The sequence below is a fragment of the Inquilinus sp. genome, assembly GCF_057815775.1.
Map to the genome: position 1 here is coordinate 1 of NZ_JBYRFX010000423.1, position 2201 is coordinate 2201.

The 2201-nt window shown below is 69.2% G+C and carries 2 protein-coding genes; one reads left to right on the forward strand and one right to left on the reverse strand.

What is annotated here, in order from left to right:
* Positions 1-385 precede the first annotated feature (385 nt).
* Positions 386-1084: a heme oxygenase-like domain-containing protein gene (locus AC3XYG_RS15095; RefSeq protein ID WP_489140661.1), complete on the reverse strand. Its 699-nt coding sequence runs from the start codon at positions 1082-1084 to the stop codon at positions 386-388.
* A gap of 265 nt (positions 1085-1349) precedes the next feature.
* On the opposite strand from AC3XYG_RS15095, the gene AC3XYG_RS15100 reads away from it, so the two are divergent.
* Positions 1350-2201 (forward strand): aldehyde dehydrogenase family protein (locus tag AC3XYG_RS15100; RefSeq protein ID WP_489140662.1); only part of this gene is annotated, 852 nt, incomplete at its 3' end.

The window sequence follows — 2201 nt, forward strand, 5'->3', positions numbered from 1 at the left end:
GGCATGGACACGATGTATTTGGCCCGCCGCCTCGATCGGGGTCAGGTCGGTCTCGCCGCGCCGGAAGCCGTCGACATTGTAGAAAGCGGAGCGCAAATGCGCGGCCACCCGCTCGTCCCAATGCGCCCGGTTGAGCGCCACGCCGTCTTCCATCGGTTTCCCCCGCAACGTCTTGTTCGAGCGGCCAAAAGCGGTGACCCTTCGGCTCTTTAAGACCGTCATCGCGAGGAGCGAAGCGACGCGGCGATCCAGAGATCGAGCCGCTGGATCGCCACGCCCCCGCGGGGCTCGCGATGACGGCTCACTCATGGGCCACTGGTTGTCTGAGCAGCGCCTTGTTGCCGTTTTCTATCAGACGCTGCAGCCCGCAGGTAGAGACGCCCCCTCAGACCCGCACCCGCCGCGCCGGCATCGTCGACATGCCGTCGATCGCGCTGAGGATCCCGCCATAGAGCAGCCGCGTCGCCCGGGCGGCCGTCAGGATCACATCGACCTCCACCGGGTCGTCGACCGGCGGCAGTGCACCGGCGAGGGTCCGCACCTGCCCTTCCCTTGCGTCGGCCCGGCCGCGCACGAAGCCCAGGGCCTTGCGGATCCCGGGGATCCGGCCGGTCCGCGCCAGGCCGTCGGCGACCGGGCCGGCGCAGGTCGCGGCCAGGTATTCGAGCATGTAGACGTCACCGAAATGGCCGAGGGGGTGATCGCTGAGGCTGAGGAAGCGGCTCCAGGCGATATAGGCCTGGGTCGCCGGCGCCGGGGTCGAGTTGATGACATCGGCCCGACTGAACCCCAGCGTTTCCAAATCGGCCAGCACGCGGAGGTCCAGCCCGGCGGTGCTGACCGCCTTCTCCTGCAGCAGCAGCGCCAGCGGGATGTGGCGGCCATGCTCCAGCATCCGTTCCACCCCCAGCACCAGGGCCGACTGGCCCGCATGCATGTAATGGTAGACCTCGCGCAGGTAGTTCGCGTAGGTCGCGATCCCGGCCGAGCCGTCCATCAGGCTTGTGCCGCAGCGGGTCCGTTTGACCGACGCGACCATGGCCAAAGCTTCGCCGTGCAGCGCTTCCAGGACCACCGGGCTCATATCGCACCACCATTTTTAATACACGTGAAAATAGTATCCGCTATTTTTCATTCGACGCAATGGCGATTCCGCCGGCCGCCGCCCCGTGCCCGACAGATAGCCATTTTTCCGACGATCCGCCGCAGCTTGCCAGCCCGGAATTGCCGCAGGCCGCCGGCCCGCGCAGCGACCCCGACGCCGCTGCGCTTGCCCCGGCGGCCCGGCGACGATACCAATGCCGCCCATCAGCGCCTTCGGCGCTCTCTCGTTCTCCGGAGTCTGTTTCATGGAGTTGCACGATCTCTACCGCAGTCTGGGCCTCGACCCCGACACCCTGACCGGCGGCACCCTGGTGGTCCGGTCGCCGGTCGACGGCGCCGAGATCGCCCGCCTGCCCGAGCACAGCGAAGCCGATGTCGATGCCGCGATCGAGCGTGCGTCCAACGCCTTCCTGAACTGGCGCAGCGTGCCGGCGCCCCGCCGCGGCGAGCTGATCCGCCTGCTGGGCGAGGAGCTGCGCGCCCACAAGGCGGAGCTGGGCCGGCTGGTCTCGATCGAGGCTGGCAAGATCCTCCAGGAAGGCCTGGGCGAAGTGCAGGAGATGATCGACATCTGCGACTTCGCCGTAGGCCTGTCGCGCCAGCTGTACGGCTTGACCATCGCGTCCGAGCGCCCCGGCCACCGCATGGCCGAGACCTGGCACCCGCTGGGCCCGGTCGGCGTCATCTCGGCCTTCAACTTCCCGGTCGCGGTGTGGTCGTGGAACGCGGCGCTGGCGCTGGTCTGCGGCGACCCGGTGGTGTGGAAGCCGTCCGAGAAGACGCCGCTGACTGCGCTCGCCACGCATGCGATCGCCCAGCGCGCCATCGCCCGCTTCGGCGCGGATGCGCCCGAGGGCCTGCTCGAGCTGCTCATCGGCCAGCGCGAGATCGGCGAAGTGCTGGTCGACGACCACCGCGTGCCGGTGCTCTCGGCCACGGGCTCCACCGCAATGGGCCGCCAGGTGGCGCCCAAGCTGGCCGCACGTTTCGCCCGCGCCATCCTCGAACTGGGTGGCAACAACGCGGCCATCGTGGCGCCGTCGGCCGACCTCGACCTCGCGCTGCGCGGCATCGCCTTCGCCGCCATGGGGACGGCC

Bases quoted from the DNA above. Each gene is read 5' to 3' on its own strand.
- AC3XYG_RS15095 (WP_489140661.1), bottom strand. From the start codon at position 1,084: ATGAGCCCGGTGGTCCTGGAAGCGCTGCACGGCGAAGCTTTGGCCATG.